This window comes from Cupriavidus sp. 8B (genome assembly GCF_054589115.1).
Map to the genome: position 1 here is coordinate 1 of NZ_BAAILO010000165.1, position 15,383 is coordinate 15,383.

Here is a 15,383-nt window from a genome sequence, read left to right on the forward strand (position 1 = left end):
CCTCCTGGGAACAGGGAATGGAATGCCCGGTCGGGCACCTCCATGCTGCTCCCGGCCGCCGGCTCATCCCTTCCCTGGTCCCGGCACCAGACAACCATCCTGACCGAACGCAGGCACTGACTTCCGCTTCCCTCCCACTACCGCGTCAGCGGTTTAGTACAGGCGGCATTAACGTAATACCGTAACTATGTAATACCGTAACTATGTAATACCGTAACTATGTAAGTACTTTGTATGGCGGTATGCCAGCGTAGATCAGCTATACGTGTCAGCTTGATAGCAGGCACTGTTAGCCATCGGATACCAGCTTGAATATGTACTCCTCTTTCATTGCGAAAATACAGCCTGTATGAATTTCACGAAAATAGAAGATTGCGTCATGCTCGATACCGTTGGGCTTGCCGTGGACGGGATTAACGCCGACTTGCCAACACGTGTTTGGACAGAGCAGGACAATCAAACCCGATCCACTGATCACGGGAATATGAAGTCCTCGTCAGGCCGCCGCACGCTCAGCGTCAAGCACGTCAAGAGCAGGAAGCGGCTACTCGTTGAAGGAAGCTGTGCGGCCCACTTTCAGGAACACAACATCGTTAGCTCCAACGATATGGTCATGACCGCGTTCTCCATGATGAAGGCCGTAAAGGACTGGCACGGAATAAAGATCCCGTTGGAACGGGCCCGCGAGTTTGCACGCGGGGAGGGTATCACCGTCACCCGAGTCGATATTCCCGTCATGCTGCGTGTCCCGCAGGGAATGAGTGTAGGAGCAGTCGTCAACGGCTTGGCCTGCGCCGGTATCCGCTGCGGGATCAATGTGGCGCTGTACCACAGCGAGAGCTTTTACTACGACCAAGGCTCGCAAACGTCTGCCTTGAAGGGATATGACAAAGCGGCGGAAATCGAGCAGCGCAAGAAAAAGCTCGTGCTCCCGGAGAATGAAACCGCTGGGATGCTCAGCCAACTCGCAGCCTCAAATGTCAGACTTGAGGCAGTATTCCGCCAGAAATACCTTGCCAATCAATCCCGATTCACAGGGCAAGATGTGACACCACGCCACCTTAGTCCGACCGTGCTCGCCGAGATGTTCCTTGACCTCATCAAGAAATACGATCTGCGGGGTAGTCTGCGTGCGCGGTTGCGCCATGAGGAGCTTTGGGAGATACCGCAGCGGTACAGGGGTACGGTAGCGTTCTGGCAGAACGGCGGCGACATGCTCCCCTACTTTGACCACAATGAACGTACCTTTGGCCGACACCGCGAGTTCCTCAGGGAGAACTACTCAATCAACATCGGCGGCCGCCCCCCGAGCGAAATCGAGGTGCCGGTGCAGCTCGGTGACATCCTAGCCCCCGAGAACTTCGTGCCGGTTCCTGAGGAAATTCGACGCGATACACAGCTTTTCCATTCGTTGAACATGTTCAACGAATGGAACGAGCTTTGCGACCGGATGGGCATTGAGAACGGCATAAGCCGTGTCTACGTTGACCCGTATGAGGAACCCCACATGCCACACGATCTTGGCGAGCAGATGCTGTAGCCCTGTAGCGGTTTCTAGGCCGCTGCATTAGCTCCCTGTGGCGCTGTAGCGGCTGCCGCAGGGACTAACACCCGGAGACCAACTGTGGCGGTGTAGCGGCCTCCGCGGCTCACGCGTACCAACACAGCAGTCGAACAAGGCTACTTTTTCTTCTTGCTGCCGTTGCTTTCCATAAATTCGGCGAACTTCTTCAACGACACCCCATACCAGTCCTTCCCATTCCTTGGAGACCAGTGCACGCCACTAGGCTTCACACGGATATGCCCAACGACCTGATGATTTTCGTCCACAATTTCGTGGTCTTCATACTTGCGCGGACGAAATGAGTTCACTGCCATGGTGTTCTCCTTTGGTCATGTGCCTGACCCAATCCCGGTTGCCAGTTTCAACAGCGCAGCAATCCCCGAAAGCTCTGAGTCATAACGCTGAAGAATCGCGAGGTATCGGACGTACCTGTGGTGCCGGAGCTTTCAGCTCCGGCAGTCGCTTCCCTGATGGGGCCGCGCCCAGCTGGCTAACCGCAACGGAAGAAATCTCAGAGAATGACATCTCGCTCTACCGCCGCGGCAACGAACAAAGGGTGCCACTGCCAGGTCGGCAGCCGGCATCGCAAACGGCAGCGCCAGCCGCATCGTAGCCGGCCGCACCGCCCGAACTGCTCGAGCACGGCACGACGCCCTGCCGTCGGTTACGCACTGACCTACCCCGCATCGGGCGTCGCCGTACTGGTCAAGCGCGATACCGCCACCGGGCTGGGCACAGCGAACTTCGCCGGTGCGGGTGGTGACGCACTGGCCCTGGCCGTTGAGGCAGGCCAAGCTGCCGTAGGCGTCGCAAAAGCAGGTGGCGCCGCTCGCCGCACTAGCGGCGAAGAGCAGGACAAGCGCGGCGGCGCCGGAATTGATTCTTGGGATGGGCATTCGTCGTAGTCGGGTTGGAGGGTACGAGGCAACCTTTTACCGCCGAAGCCGCGTCCAACGCCCCCCCCTACGTCAGTGGGGTTGCCGTGAGAACGGGGGCCAGTTTGGGAAAGCGGCACGCGCATACGGTTCCTGCATGTCGAGAACTACCCGACGCGAAAATGCTCCACGCCTTGCCCAGCGCTGACCGCCCTTTGAACCTCAACAACTCTCAGCACCTAGGCTCATCGACCGGTCCCCCGCCGATTCATATCTACGGAATGGGAGACCAGGGGAGCACGGGCTACCAGGGCTATCACTCTAATTCAGGCTCGTTCGTGCGTCTGTGGCGACCGCCCACCGGGAACAACGCTGTATTCTGCGGCTAGGCCGCCACCGGCCTTGACCGCGCGAATCAAAATTTCACCGGAGTCTAGTAGACGGACGTCTAGGTTGTCGCCGGCAGCCAGTCCGGCGCGCTCGACAACGTATTGGGGCAGGCGCAGGCCGAGGCTCTTGCCGAGCGGTTGAATTGGCCGGCATGGTGGCGCGGCACACTCACGATATACGAGGTATATCAAATCTCGAAGATTTGGCCGTTCCACCTCGACCGCCGCGAGTAGCAGTACTGTGGGACAGGCAGACTTCTGGACAACCACCCTTGACCGTCAATATGATGCTGGAATAACAATGCAAAAGGTGGAAGCGATGACGGGTCAATCGGTCGGGTTGGACGCCCGGGTTGCGGTGCTGGTCGACTGCGACAACACGACTCCAGAGATACTTGAGTATGCCCTCCGCGTCGTGGCACAGTTTGGTCGCGTAGTGCTTCGTAGAGGGTACGGCAACCATGCCACACTTGCGCACAGGTGGCAGGAAGCCCTGGTTCGCCTCGCCTTCACCCCTTGTCTGCAGTATCAGTATGCTGCAGGCAAGAACACCGCCGATATCGCCCTGGCACTAGATGCGATGGAGGCCATGTTCGACACTCGCGCCGATACGTTTTGCCTAGTCACCAGCGATTCGGATTTCGCCTACCTGTGCCGTAAGCTCCGCGAACGCGGCGCCACCGTGCATATCGTTGGGGAAAGCAAAACGCCGGATGCCCTGCGCAACGCCAGTGATCAGTTCTTCGAGTGGTTGCCGCCAGAGCCTGTCGCCGAGCCAGCAGACCCGGCAAAACCGAAGGCTGCCGTCGCTCCTGCAAAGCCCCCGACAAAGCGGCGCCCCAAGGCAGTGATAAACGCCGTTGCCCTTCTCGCCGGCGACACACCAGATGGCTGGGTTGGCTTGGGCGCCCTGGGTCAGTACCTCAAACGCACGGATCCCGGATTCTCCCCGAAGGCTTTCGGCCATGCCGCGCTGTCTGACATGATTCGCACCTACCCAGACCTGGTCATGAACCATCTAAACGGCACTGGCTTCTGGGTCAGCTTGAAACCTAAATCGGATGGGGTGGAGAACTAATCTAACCCCTCACCGAGGCATTCGTTTCGGGCTGCCGTGCTAGCCGAGCTGACTCAGATCTACCTTCGGCGGCAAACAAGACATCGGCGAGGAAAATATGAGACGATGTGCAGCGCAGACGAAGACGGGGGCTTCGCTGCCTAAATCGCCCACGATCTGGCGATGAATTCTGTGCCGTTCATCGCGCCGAGATTTTTCAGGCGGGGAGGCGGCGGCGGCGGTTGGTCTAGGCGCGTTGATCGGCAATGCGCTCTTACCAGGTTTGGGCGGCGCGGTCCTTGGCGGACTCACCGGCAAGGTAGTCCGCGCACAATATTTGGAGGGGAGAATGGCAAAGCCGCGGGTGTTCGTAAGCTTCGATTTTGACAATGATCGCGCGCTCAAGGACTTCATTCTTGGGCATGGTGATCGACCACTCCGAATTTCCGCAGGCGATATGAGGTAGGCGGAGCTTGAGCAAAACCACAAGAACAAACGGCGAGAGAGTGACGATGTATCAAATGATTCAGAGCGACATCACGCAGGATTATTACAAACAGAATTTTCCAAATGACGGGCAACGGTTCGTTGCGTGGTATGTGCGAAATATCCATGGACAGGACGCCAACCAGACCAAAGCGTGCGTTACCGATGGCGCGGATGACAAGCAGATCGATGCCATCGTGATCGACGATGAGCAGTCGATTGCTTACATCCTTCAGGGAAAATTTATTGAAAACTCCCTAGTTGATGCAGAGCCGCTGCGTGAGGTGTTGTCGTCTTGGGCTCAGCTCAAAGACATCGCCAAGCTTCAGGAAAATGCCAATTCAAAGCTGAAGCAACGGTTGGCGGATCTGGCGACAGCACTGGAAGATGGGTATGACATCCATTTCGAGCTGATTGTGACGTCAAACCTGACCGAGGCTGCGCACAAGGACCTTGCGGTGTTTCAGAAGTCCCTTGCCGAGTCGGAGGACCTGTCCGCAGCCCTAACGCTGGTGGATCCGGAGGAGTTACAGCGCCGTTACGATCTGGCCTTGGAAAAGGAGAAGCCATACATCAGCCACAAGCTCGCCCTGGAGCATGGCAAGTACGTTTCGATGAAGATGGCTGAGACATCGGTCGTCCTCGCGGCTATTCCGCTGAAGTCGTGCCTGAATTTTCCGGGCATCAAGGATGGTGCGTTATTTCAGAAGAACGTCCGTCAATCGCTCGGATTGAGCAATTCTGTCAACAAGCAGATCAAGTCCACGATTTACAGTGATCGTCATCGGGATTTTTTCTTCTTCCACAACGGAATCACTGCCATTTGCAGCCAGATGAATCTTGATGGCGATGAACTCAAGATGCAGGGGCTCAGCGTCGTGAATGGATGTCAGTCTCTCACCACCATTCTGTCGTGTAGCGAACAGGTGAAGAAACTGGCAGACACCTATGTGATGTTCCGCTTCTACGAGATTCCGCAGCATGATCGCGCTGACAAGATCAGCACGTCGACCAACTCCCAATCGACCGTCAAGCCACGCGATCTTCGCAGCAACGATAAAAGAGTATTGGCGCTCAAGAAGGCCTTTGAACAGCGATTCCCAAATGGGACATTTCTTACCAAACGAGGTGAAATTGCTCCCGCCGATAAGGACAGTAGTAAGGTTGTCGATTTGTCCCGTTTGGGAAAGAACCTGATGGCGTGGCACTCGCAGCGGCCGAACATTGCCTACAGTGAAACAAAGATTTTCGACAAGTATTTCGAGCAGCTTTTCAAGCGGGACTATTCGCCGGAGAAGGTTCAGGCCCTTCAGGATTGGATGACCTTGATTGACGCGCAATGGTCGAAAGACAACCCCTTGGGATTTAACGAGACGCTACTTGCGATGCGGTCCTATGCGCCATTTCATCATCTTTACGCGGTCTCCATGTATTTCTCAGTTGCGAGCAAATTTTCAGATCGCGTGCCGGCTCCGGACGTTGCGTTGCGGCACGCCAAGGACAAGGGGATTGCACACTGGGTTGTAAAATTTGCAGGCAAGGCGTTGAATATGGCGTTGCAGAACGCTGCCAACGAAATATTGCCCGCAAATCGGGTGTTCAGCCCGAACAACTGGATGAAGGCCAAGAGTAGTCTGGCCGGCATTACCAACGTCATCCAGACACAGCTCACAATGCTGCCGGAAATGGGGGCGAAGGAGCAATGCGAGGCCCTGGTATTGGACGCGGAAGCCTTCGAGTATCGTTGGCAAGCGGATTGATCGTCTGAAAAAGGATAGACGACGATCTGCAAGGGTGGCGACAAGCTAGCTACTCATGGGAACTGTGGCTGTCAGCTTTGGTGTTGCCTGCGGCCGCTCAGTTTGACAACTTCAACCGTTCGAGAAGGGACTGATCGTCCCAGTCAACTCGTTTCCTTCGGGGGCTACGACACCGCCACCTTTCAAACTATCGATAATGGTGTGTTTTCAATATTGACCGCTGCGGCCGGGCAAGGTTCGCCTCAGATAGTGCATAGCCAATCGGGGGGGGCGACTCATCCTTCGAGTGACCAAAACGGCCTGCGGATTCAACCCGTCGATGCAACACACTAGACACGTCGCAGATGTCCGACCCAGACTGATCTTGACAGTTTGCTCGAACCGTGCAGGAGCAGGAGCACTCGCTGGCAGGCCCCTCTCCTAAACAGGCATATCGTCTGTACGACCTATACATCAAGGCAATGGGCTGCGCTCGGCCACGCGCATTCATACGGATCCGTGGCCTATGAGCGCGGCGAGTAGACGCTCACTCTTTGAGCCAGGTCTTTTTGATGCCTTCGAAATCAAGTTTCTTCCATTCCTCTTTCCACAGCTGGTAGTACGGAATGTCGGTGGACGACGGAGCTGGGCTGCAAGGCGCGACCTTGACCAGCGAAGGCATGACTACCGCTTCGCCGATAAGCAAGGCCTCTCCTGCCCCCAAGGTCGGCAACTTCTCGCACAAATTGCCGAGCGTGTCCGGCAGCAGCCGCGAGACGTAGCTTTGGTCACCCGGGTTCGTCAGCCGCATGGCCAGGAAGTTGCTGCACTGCGAGAAGATCGTCTCGGAAATCTCCGATGGCCGTTGGCTTGAAAGCAGGAGCGTGACGCCATACTTCCGCCCCTCCTTCGCGATGCGCTCGATCGAAAACTTCGAGGCCCTGAACCGGGCAAGGTCGCTGTTCGGCACGTACTTGTGCGCCTCCTCGTAGACTAGCAGGAGCGGAGCGTCGGTGTTGATTGGCTCGTTCGCCTTGGTCCTCATCACCTTGTAGTGATAGCCGTATTCGAACAGGATTCGGGAGATCAGCGAGACGGTGATACTGAGCACCTCGAAGGGCACGCCGCTCAGGTCGACTACGGTGACGTTCGACTGCTTGGCTCCATAGCCGATCAGGCTCATCAGCGTGCCTTCAAGAGTCGCCGTATCCGCTGCTGGGCCAAACAAGAACTGAAGCCGATCTTGGGCGACCTTCGACTCGAAGCGAGTGAAGAACTTGTCGAGCGACTTGTCTGCGTAGCTGCCGGCCGTGATGCTCTGAGCCTTTGTCGGATGGAACGCGAGTCGATCCGCGAAATACTTGTCGAGGCGCTGATCCGCGTCCAACTGTAGGCCGTGGGTTGGGTCCGTCTTGCCTTCAGCTAGTAGCGTGTAGGAGCCGTCCGCCACCATGTACCGCGCTTCGTTCTTCGAGTTCACGGTCTCGTTCTTGATGTTGAACAGCGCGTTCAGCACCTGACGGATATCGAACTTCAGCGGACTGTCGTAGAAGACGAACTTTGCCCCGGCGTTATGCCTCTTCTTGTTCTCGGTGACCAGTTGGCGAAACACCGCCGACTGGTTGTAGTTGTCGCGCTCGCCGGTATCCAGGAGCACTTCTTCGAGCTCTTCGCTGTTGAGGAGCCAATACGGAAGAGTTAGGCTGCTCGCATCGAGAAAGTTTGCGTCCGGGAAGGCCGATTTGTACTCGGAATGGATATCGAAGATGACAACGTGAGAGTTATTTAGCGCGTATTCACCATTTTTCGATCCGACAGCCGACTGGATTATTTTTGCGATTGTGTGCGACTTTCCTGCGCCCGTCGAGCCTACAACAGCGATATGTTTGTTGAAAAACCGATCACCATCCACCGGCACCTTGATTTCGGAATTCGACACCAACGAGCTGAATACAAACTTCTTAGCAGGCTCGACCGAATCTTCGAAGATCTTCTTGATGTCGGCATCCGTCGCCGGCGCCACCCCCGTTGGCGGGATAGTGAGCGTGTCACCACCACGGATGAACTTTCCGTCGGCAATGATGCCGAGAGGCAGCGCCTCAATGACGTGGCGGCGCTCCGACTTGTCCGTCACCTCGATACAGAAGTTCTCGATGATTGCTATCAGCGCGCAGTCTTCACTGTCGGTGATCCGCAGGTATGAACCGACCCGGATGCTTTTTCCGTCAGAGAACGCTGCAATATCGCTCACCGAGATCTTCACCTTGTCAGGGAAGACAGCAATAACTTCCGCCTTAATTTCGCTGGAATTACTCATGCTTGCATGACCTCCTGTACAAAATACGAATTGCTACTCTTGATTGTATAGTGAGCTATGCCTTTTGGAAGATATGCATCGTCCAAAGGCGCCGCTTTGAAGAGGTCATAGATTGCAACTACCGACCCAGTAATCACCGAGGCGGTTAGCGCCAATTGATCCAGCGCTGGGATAAATTTGACCCGGTAGAGGTTCTCCTTTGTCGGATCGGCGACAAGCGATGCAGCAGAGAAATCCGCTCCATGGAAGGGGTAGCCATCGCTGAATTTGACCCCTTGTCTCAACAGACTCGCCTTGAGCTCGATCAAATCCGCTGGAGCGACGCCCCGCAACAGCACATATGGACAAAACCTATCTTGCTGTGGGGTTCTCCCGTGCTCTTTGTGCGAGAAGAATTCGCCAAGCTTGGCGAGCATCCCCGCCGCCTTGTGCAACTCATATTCGCCGGTCATGTCAATCACGAAAATCCTCGATGCTTTCGGCATTTTCGGCGTCGACGACTTAAAAAATTTCCGCCGAATCAGTTTCGCATAGTAGTCATTGCCGAACTTCTGTTGCAGCCACGAGCTGAATATTATTTCTTTACGATTGACAGCCTTGAGAAATCCACTTCTGGTGATCTTTCGCTTTGCCTCATCGGCTTCGATGGCCAAGCCCTGAATCACGTTTATAGCGTTCGGATAGTAAAAGATTTCAGCATCTCCGGCACTGCAGTCTTGAATTTCAGAAACGAGAAGCTTGGCGATCTTCCTTTGCTGATCCTCATACGACAGTGCATTCAGATCGATATCCAGCAGCGCTTGAAAATCGGCAAGCTGCTTAGGCGTTATCGAAAGCTCTTCGTGTACCTTGTGCTCGATTTTTTCGCGCGCGTAGGTCAGAAAGTTTTCTTTTAAAAAGGCAGCAGTGAGAGGAAGAATGAGTTTATGTTGACCGCCCTTGTAGTGCCCGAAAAGTCGGTATTTGAAGGTTTGATTGCTCGGGCATCCAGCCTTATGGAAGTGCCTTAGCATGTGAATCACCGCATCTTTGATCACGGAGTGGTTATATTCGGTTCCCTCGTAATACTTGCACTGGACGAATGCGCTCTTGTCCCCGTCATCAAGGTCAATATCCTCGATACCTTCAACCGTCACACTCGCCTGCTTAGACCCTTCGAGCAGGCGCACGATCGTCTGGTCGAACTGGTAAAAGTAACCTTTAATGGTCGCAGTTGCAGCGCGGTCTGTCATAGTTCCTCTTCAGTGAATTGGCGCACGAAAACTGACTACGGCATCAGGTGGCCGGCGACCTGAATGCCATCCGCCACAGGTGACTACCAGCCGCTGCCAACGAGCAAATACCTACACAAGGCTACGCGCCGCGACACCGAGGTCCTGCCAGGCTTGCGGGTGGCAGCTGAAAATCAGTATCTGGTGGCGGGCCGCTGCGTCGTAGAGCACGCGCTTCATCTGGCCAAGACGCTCTTGGTCGGTGTTCACCAGTGCGTCGTCGAGGATGAGCAGGGTCGGCTTCCCCGCGGCCTGGAGCAGGTCAGCGTACGCGAGGCGCGCCACGACGCCCATTTGCTCCCGAGCCCCCACGCTCAGCTCTTCGAACTCGCCGCCTTCGGCACCATTGGTCCCCACCCGCGTGATACGCCCCGGCGACAGGTCCTCGCCCACCTCGATGTGCGCCCCCGGAAACAGGATCTGCAAGTAGTGGTTGAGGTGCTTTTGAAGCGGGGTGCGCAGGCGACGAGCAAGAGCCGAGCGCTTCTCGCTGAGCAATTTCAACAGATGGTCCAGCGCCTTGGCCCGGCGGTCGAGCTCAGTGCACCGTCGATCCATCTGCTCGAGTTCCCGTTGCTTTTCGGCGGCAGCTTCCTCCTGCCCCATAGCCCCCTTCGCCTCAAGGTCCGCCTCGAGTCGAGTGACGTCGTTGGCACGCTGGGCGTGAGCAGCTTCAAGCTGCTTTGCGCTCCGGTCGAGCCTCTCGACATCTTGCTGGAGCACCGGCAGGTTGACTGTTTGCAGTTGCCCGGCGAGCTCGGAGGCCTTGCTTTGAGCCGCCGCCTGGTGCGCCAATGCGTCAGTCAGTGCCTGACTCGCTTCCGTCTTTTTCTCCGCCCGGAGCGGGTCGTTCAGCGTCGCCTTGACGGCCGAGAGTTCATCCTCCGCCGCCTTGACCTTTACGCTCGCATCGCTGGCGGCCAGCTTCGCCTCGTTCAGCCGTATGGAAGCAGCATCAAGTGCAGCACGCGCGGCCGCCTCCTCCGACTCAGCTTGCGACACCGTGAGCGCCGAAACCTCGGCTCCTGCGGGTACTGCCATTGCCTCAAGCGACTGTCTGGCTTCGGCAAGCTTCGTGGTTTGCGCGGCCACTTCCGTGGTCAGTGCGGCAAGGCCCTTTGGTGCAAGTGCGGCCAAGACCGTCTCCGAGGCCGTGGCCTCAGTCGTGCGCTGCCCATGGAGCCGCACACGCTCCTCAGCGGCGGCTGGGCTCTCAACGCCCAGCATTTGCAAAATCGACGCCAGCTCATTGCACCGACGGTCACGGTCACGAGCAAGGCTTTCGAGATCCGCGCCGCCCGGCAGGACGGTGATGCGGCCCACACCCTCGATTTCTATATCAGTGCAGGCGACGACGGTCTGGCGTTTGGAGCCCGTCACCTCCGTCTCGGCCATCCGAACCTTGGCACTGGGCAGCAGGTCGAACTCCAAAGTCGTGGCGACGGTATCCAACCTGGCTTGCGCGGTGCGAAGCGCTTCCGAGCATTCGCGCAGCCGCCTAAGCTCACCGGCAGGCATAGCGAGCGCCTGAGCTTCGGCCTGCAGCCGAGTGAGCTTGCCCTGTTCGATTTGAGCCTTGCTTTGGCTTTGCTCGAGCGTGGCGACCTGCGCGGAGAGGTCTTCAACGGCCTTTGCCTGCGCTACGCGAGCGGCTGCCTGACGCGCCGCGTGCAGACTTTCCCGTGCCCTGGCGTCGGCTTGCACCGCAGCCGACTGGCGCGGCTCCCACGCTTGCAGCTGACTTTGGGCCTGATTCAGGCCCTCTTGAGCGGCTTGCAGGTTCTTCAGACGAAGCCCAAAGGCCTCCTCATCCCGCTCCATGGTTTGGAGCTGACTGCGTAACGCGTTCACCTGCGCCGAGGCATGCTTCAGCACCGAATCCTGGGCGGCCTTCTTTTCCGACAACCCCTTGGCTTCGTCCAGTCGAGTCAGGGCGAGAGCTAGCTGCTCACGCAGTGCCAGCCAAGGACGTGCGGCATCGTCGCGGTCGTGCTCACGGCGCAAGCTCGACAGGCGATCAACGCTGGACCGGTACGCGTCGATGTCGCCCCGAAGAACTTCAAGTTCGGTTCCGAGTGCCGACCGACGGTTGAGAGCCTCCAAGAAGATGCCGCGCGCAGCGCCGGTGGACGGCGTAAGCAGGTCGTTGCGCTCAGCCTCCACCGCCTTCAGGATGGCATCGCCACTGCTGGCAGCCAGGTCACCGAGCGACTCACCCAGGGCGTTTCGCAGATGGTCACCGGCGAAGCGCACGGCGTCCGAGATTTCGTACGAAGTGCCTTGCTTGATCCACAAGAGCCCTGGAATGCCCATGTGCTCCGGCGCACTGGCGCCCTTACCAGCAAAGCGAAACCCCAAGAGTCCGCCCAGATGGTCTTCCGCGGCTGTGCTGTCCATTGACTTACCATCGATGGTCAGCTCGCAGCGCTTCTTGCCCAAGAACGCCTTGATGAGTCGGGCCGGCTTGCCGTTGAGGTCGAACTCGATTTCGACGGTGGGCGTCGCCGAGCTATCGCTCCAAGGCCGAAGCGAATCCACCGAGTTCGAGCGATGACGCTCGAAGAATGCGGCGCGAATCGCCTCGGCCACGGTGGACTTGCCCGACTCGTTGGGGGCGACGAACAGGTTGAGGCCACCAGTCAGATCGTTGAGCTCCAGCGGAGCGCAAAAACGCTTGAAGTTCTCGATTCGAAGGCGTTTGAGCTTCATGCGCCAGCTCCCGAGCGACGCCCTTGAGCGTCGAGGATGCGAGCCAGCGCAAGAAGCGCGTCCCGTGCGATTTCGGGCTCAGTGCCGCTCTGCTCTGTGCGCAATTCCTTCAGCACCTCGCCTACGAAGCCGTCAGCGTGCAGCGATTGGATGTCCTCTTCGGTGGGTTCCAAGCGCAACTCAGCGCCGTCCCACACCACGGCCCGCGCCTTGGCTCGCGCGGCATCAAGTGCCGCACTGAGCTTGCGGTGTCCCGCCAAATTGCAGGTGCCAAAGGCTCGTACCTGCAGGACGTCGTCGCCACCCATCGCGTTCAGGATGTCCACAACTCCGTCCACGTCGGAGGCAACAGCCAGCTGTGTCTCTAGCTGCCGCCAGTTAAACTTCCCCGTTCGCACGGGCTCGACAACGGGGATGGCACCCTCCGACGCGATGGAGATCAAAAGCGCCTGGCCTGAATCGTTGGCCTTGAACCGGTCCGTCTCCGGCGTGCCGGCATACCAAGTCCTGTCGTCGACGCGCTTCGTCCCGTGCCAGTCACCCAGCGCAAGGTAAGCCAGCCCAGCATCCTGCGCTCTACCAGCGGCAATCGGATTCGCAGAGTCGATATCCTCAGGAAGGATCCCTTGCACACACCCATGCGCGAGACCGATCCGAGGCAACCCGTCACTACCAGGCACCGTGCCGAACCATTCGGTGAGATCGCTATGCGTGTGGCGCTGAGTAAGCGGGGCCGGCAGCAAGGTGAACTTGCCCGCCACGACAACGGGCTTGGGCTCCAAGCAGCAGATGACGTTGCTGGAAATGGCGCCTATACGACGCGCTCGAGTCCAGACCGACTCGGTCAGCGCGGCGTCGTGATTGCCAGGCATCAGCACCCACGCGCCAGTGAAGCCTTGCATCGCATTGAACAGTCGCCGGATGGTCTTGTCGGCGACGGTCTGAGCGTCAAAGACGTCGCCCGCCACGAGGACGGCATCGACGCCGCGCTCAGCGGCTATCGCAGCCAGGCGCTCTACGGCGGCGAACCGGGCCTCGAACAGAGCCGAAGCATCGTCAAGCTCGAACCGCGAAAACACCCGACCGATCTGCCAATCCGCCGTATGGAGCAATGAAATCAAGATGTTCCTCCCATGACTTTTCGTTATGCGGGCACTGGCTTGGTGACAGCGGCTTAGCGCTCAAGCTGCTTGTTTCCTACTTTAACACTTGAAAGCAAAGTGAGATGGCGCCAGTCGAGCTGCGTTACTGAAAACCGTCCCTTCGTGCTCCCTTTATATTGGTGCGTCAGCTCCTGCATTGCAAAGCGGTCATCAATCTGCGTATGTCGAAGGACCGCAACGGGTTGTCCTCGGCCGTCGCCTGCCGCATGGAAGCGCCCGCGTAAGGCTCTTGGTGGCGAATCTCGGCGGTGGGTTCGGCGAATTGTTACTCGCATCGGTACCTGGATACTTGTCCACCGGCTCGCTGTACTGCCTCTGAAGCTTGCTGGATCTGAACTGGATTGTGGCTGAGCATTGCTCGCTCAGAGTTGGTAACCGCAGCTTGGTAGGACTGACGCAGCGACGGGCAGACGATGCTCGAGGTGAGCCTCGCCTGCCCCTTCGGATCAAAGAAGGAAGACGGTTCGGCGCGATACTCCAAGTTTTGTTGGCCGATGGACTTCCTCACCACCTCAGTCTTTGAGTCGTTCTGGCATGGGGCATCCTGCAACGTGACATGCCCCGCAACGCTCCGGCATTGATAGATTGTCTGGCCCGAGGCATTCGTGGCCATGACGAATATCGCGATTGTCAGATATCTCTGCATGCTGCAACTTCAGGCTACAGGTGCCCGTTCGGCCCGCAGCTTTCGTTTTTTTTCTGGTCCTGACGGGGCCACTCCTTCAGTCGGCTGTGGCGACATAATACTGATGTAGTCGCTGAGGATGGTCCCCAGATCGACGTCCTTGGAGGTATAGCGCTTGATCGGGATACCAGCCGATGCAAGAACGGCATTCTTTTGCTTGTCACGCTTTTGTGCTTTAGCGCTACCGTGCGAGGCGCCATCAAGCTCGATGACATAGAGCGGTTGCATCGTCGTGCGCTCACAGATGAGGTAGTCGACATACTTCTGAGCGAACAGATTCCTGGCGGCCTGTGAATTTCCCTTTTGCTGTACAAATGCGGACATTGCGACCTGGGGAAAAACGTGCGTATCTTTAAGCGCGGCCGTCAGCCGTTCGTAGAGCTGTATCTCATCTTGGCGCAGGAAGGGAGATCTGCGGGCAAAACGAAAATCCTTGGAGGAACTCCCGCCTGCATCGGCTGACTTTAGTAGCGATAGGACAACGATGACAACGGTGAAAAGGAACACCAACCCAAGCATCGCGTTCACTTGACCCTCCTGCGCCTATTGTTGTATCGCGCGATACTAAGCGCTGACGCGGGCTAGCAGCACCCCTCTATAGAGGGGTCGGGATGCGCAGAAACCGGCGCTCGCCCATTCGCGGGCCGAAACCGACCAGTCGGCGACGATCGCCACCTCAGAAACTGCGTCCGTCGGGCGGCCGCTTGACTCGATAACCAGTCACTAGGGCGAATTTGCCTGACGTCGGCTGTCGGCCGAAGAAGTCGTTGGAATTTCCGCGAACTCGTGGATACTGAAGCCCCCCCCCCAACGCATTTCCTTATACAGAAGTCATGACTCTTCCCGCAGTGCTTGAATGGTGAGCGCGGCGTCCATTGTTCGCTGCATGCCGATCCAGATCGTCTTAGCGCCGGGCTCGCCATCGCTCTTCCGCCCAAGGAACCCACCTAGCAGGCCGCTGAAATACCTCCGACCGAAGTCAGCGCTTCGAGTGGCTGAAGCGTTGATCTGAGAACTCCACACCCTACGACTTTTCATGCGCGGCGCCGACACCTTCACCGAAAGCCTGTTCACCATGCGGCGGCTCGAGGATTTTGTACCGAAGTCTCACCCGCTGCGCTCGATCCG

10 protein-coding genes and 1 pseudogene are annotated in these 15,383 nt (G+C 57.6%); 3 read left to right on the top strand and 8 right to left on the bottom strand.

Features of this window, described 5'->3' with window-relative positions; genetic code table 11:
* Window positions 1–349: 349 nt before the first annotated feature.
* Window positions 350–1,540, top strand: coding sequence for a phage/plasmid replication protein, II/X family (locus tag ACYP5B_RS16685; RefSeq protein ID WP_459570438.1), 1,191 nt, complete (start codon window positions 350–352; stop codon window positions 1,538–1,540).
* 140 nt (window positions 1,541–1,680) lie between these two features.
* On the opposite strand, the gene ACYP5B_RS16690 is transcribed toward ACYP5B_RS16685, so the two are convergent.
* Window positions 1,681–1,878: a hypothetical protein gene (locus ACYP5B_RS16690; protein WP_459570439.1), complete on the bottom strand. Its 198-nt coding sequence runs from the start codon at window positions 1,876–1,878 to the stop codon at window positions 1,681–1,683.
* A gap of 1,269 nt (window positions 1,879–3,147) precedes the next feature.
* Between ACYP5B_RS16690 and ACYP5B_RS16695 the strand changes: the two genes are divergently transcribed.
* Complete coding sequence (locus ACYP5B_RS16695) at window positions 3,148–3,906, top strand: NYN domain-containing protein (protein WP_459570446.1); 759 nt, start codon at window positions 3,148–3,150, stop codon at window positions 3,904–3,906.
* A gap of 452 nt (window positions 3,907–4,358) precedes the next feature.
* Window positions 4,359–6,131 carry an AIPR family protein gene (locus ACYP5B_RS16700; protein WP_459570440.1) on the top strand — a complete coding sequence of 591 codons (1,773 nt, stop codon included), beginning with the start codon at window positions 4,359–4,361 and terminating at the stop codon, window positions 6,129–6,131.
* Window positions 6,132–6,657: 526 nt separating this feature from the next.
* Here ACYP5B_RS16700 and herA read toward each other — a convergent pair.
* The 7 genes and pseudogenes from herA to ACYP5B_RS16735 form a co-directional block, all read right to left on the bottom strand.
* Window positions 6,658–8,427, bottom strand: coding sequence for an anti-phage-associated helicase HerA (gene herA, locus ACYP5B_RS16705; RefSeq protein WP_459570441.1), 1,770 nt, complete (start codon window positions 8,425–8,427; stop codon window positions 6,658–6,660).
* The gene (locus tag ACYP5B_RS16710) at window positions 8,424–9,659 is read right to left on the bottom strand and encodes a DUF4297 family anti-phage-associated protein (RefSeq protein WP_459570442.1); all 1,236 of its coding nucleotides are present in this window, start codon (window positions 9,657–9,659) and stop codon (window positions 8,424–8,426) included. Before ACYP5B_RS16710 ends, herA begins: the two co-directional genes overlap by 4 nt.
* A 111-nt stretch (window positions 9,660–9,770) precedes the next feature.
* Window positions 9,771–12,407: an AAA family ATPase gene (locus tag ACYP5B_RS16715; protein WP_459570443.1), complete on the bottom strand. Its 2,637-nt coding sequence runs from the start codon at window positions 12,405–12,407 to the stop codon at window positions 9,771–9,773.
* The gene (locus ACYP5B_RS16720) at window positions 12,404–13,528 is read right to left on the bottom strand and encodes a metallophosphoesterase family protein (protein ID WP_459570444.1); all 1,125 of its coding nucleotides are present in this window, start codon (window positions 13,526–13,528) and stop codon (window positions 12,404–12,406) included. Before ACYP5B_RS16720 ends, ACYP5B_RS16715 begins: the two co-directional genes overlap by 4 nt.
* Before the next feature lie 307 nt (window positions 13,529–13,835).
* Window positions 13,836–14,216: a DUF4124 domain-containing protein gene (locus ACYP5B_RS16725; RefSeq protein ID WP_459570445.1), complete on the bottom strand. Its 381-nt coding sequence runs from the start codon at window positions 14,214–14,216 to the stop codon at window positions 13,836–13,838.
* Window positions 14,217–14,225: 9 nt separating this feature from the next.
* The gene (locus ACYP5B_RS16730; protein ID WP_459570447.1) at window positions 14,226–14,774 is read right to left on the bottom strand and encodes a DUF2726 domain-containing protein; all 549 of its coding nucleotides are present in this window, start codon (window positions 14,772–14,774) and stop codon (window positions 14,226–14,228) included.
* 312 nt (window positions 14,775–15,086) lie between these two features.
* A pseudogene (locus ACYP5B_RS16735) lies at window positions 15,087–15,206 on the bottom strand (IS4 family transposase); the annotation flags it as partial.
* Window positions 15,207–15,383 lie beyond the last annotated feature (177 nt).

Excerpts from the sequence above, each read along its gene's own strand:
- ACYP5B_RS16685 (WP_459570438.1), top strand. The coding sequence starts at position 350 with ATGAATTTCACGAAAATAGAAGATTGCGTCATGCTCGATACCGTTGGG.
- ACYP5B_RS16690 (WP_459570439.1), bottom strand. The coding sequence starts at position 1,878 with ATGGCAGTGAACTCATTTCGTCCGCGCAAGTATGAAGACCACGAAATT.
- ACYP5B_RS16695 (WP_459570446.1), top strand. The coding sequence starts at position 3,148 with ATGACGGGTCAATCGGTCGGGTTGGACGCCCGGGTTGCGGTGCTGGTC.
- herA (WP_459570441.1), bottom strand. The coding sequence starts at position 8,427 with ATGAGTAATTCCAGCGAAATTAAGGCGGAAGTTATTGCTGTCTTCCCT.
- ACYP5B_RS16710 (WP_459570442.1), bottom strand. The coding sequence starts at position 9,659 with ATGACAGACCGCGCTGCAACTGCGACCATTAAAGGTTACTTTTACCAG.
- ACYP5B_RS16715 (WP_459570443.1), bottom strand. The coding sequence starts at position 12,407 with ATGAAGCTCAAACGCCTTCGAATCGAGAACTTCAAGCGTTTTTGCGCT.
- ACYP5B_RS16725 (WP_459570445.1), bottom strand. The coding sequence starts at position 14,216 with ATGCAGAGATATCTGACAATCGCGATATTCGTCATGGCCACGAATGCC.
- ACYP5B_RS16730 (WP_459570447.1), bottom strand. The coding sequence starts at position 14,774 with ATGCTTGGGTTGGTGTTCCTTTTCACCGTTGTCATCGTTGTCCTATCG.